Origin of the sequence: Mesorhizobium sp. B3-1-8, assembly GCF_006439495.1 — a bacterium.
Taxonomy (GTDB): Bacteria; Pseudomonadota; Alphaproteobacteria; order Rhizobiales; family Rhizobiaceae; genus Mesorhizobium.
In genome coordinates this window covers 1-1,121 of the sequence record NZ_VFTK01000090.1, presented here as the reverse complement: position 1 = coordinate 1,121, position 1,121 = coordinate 1, and the positions used below count along the sequence as shown (strand labels likewise).

At 60.1% G+C, this 1,121-nt stretch carries 1 protein-coding gene; it reads left to right on the top strand.

What is annotated here, in order from left to right:
- Positions 1-75: 75 nt before the first annotated feature.
- A partial coding sequence (locus tag FJ424_RS33360) for an IS4 family transposase (protein WP_140660016.1) occupies positions 76-1,121 on the top strand: 1,046 nt, incomplete at its 3' end.

The following is a 1,121-nucleotide window of genomic DNA, read 5'->3' as shown; positions in this document are numbered from 1 at the left end:
CACAGTACACGACGCAAGGGTGAGGACGGCTTGAAGTGATTTGATTGGAGGATTCTTCGCCAAAAGGATCCGCCGATGCCGATCACGATTCACACCGCCCTCATCGAGACCCTAAGCCGTCATTTTGCACTGCGCAATTCGCGCCTGGAAACACTCGCGGTTCTGATCATCGGCATGGTTCAAGGCCGCACGGTCAATCTGAGCCATGTGGCGAGCCAGTTTCCGGGGGCCGCGCAACACGGGTCGAACTATCGCCGCCTGCAGCGCTTCTTCCAGTCGATCCGGCTGGATCAGGCACTCGTCGCGCAGCTCGTCGTGCGCATGCTGAACCTGTCGCGGCCCAAATGCCTGGCGCTCGACCGCACCAGCTGGAAGGTCGGCTGCAAGGACATCAACATTCTCATGCTGGCCATCGTGACGCGACGCTTTCGCGTACCGCTGCTGTGGACGGTGCTCGACCACCAGGGCAACAGCAACACGCACCAGCGCATCGAGTTGATGCGGCGCTATCTCGACCTGTTCGGCGCGGCTTCGATCGAACTGCTGCTCGCCGACCGCGAGTTCATCGGCGCCGATTGGGTCAAATTCCTGATGCAAAACAAGGTCCCGTTTGCCATTCGCGTCAAGGTCGGCCAGTGCGTCGCCCTGGCCGATGGAAAGCTCTGGACACTCCAGACCCTGCTGAGAAAGCGCCGCAAGAGCCGCAGCGTCACGACGCTTGAGGCCGGCCTGCCGGCTGCATCCGTCCGTTTATCCTTCGCTGCCAAATGGATCGACGGCAGAAAAGGCCAGCAGGGCGAATGGCTCATCGTCATGACCAACAGCCAGGACGCCAAGGCCGCCATCATAGCCTACAAGAGCCGTTGGGCCGTCGAATGCCTGTTCGGCGATGCCAAGACCCGCGGCTTCAACATCGAAGACACCAGAATGACCGCGCCAGACAAGATCGATACCCTGACAGCCATTCTCGCCATCGCAATCACATGGGCCTATCGATGTGCAACCCAAACCATGGGTATGAAGGCCATCAAGCGAAAGGCCCACGGCCGACGCGAAAAGTCATGGTTCCGCATCGGACTAGACGCCCTCAGGGCATGGATCAACTTCTCACCCCAAAACGC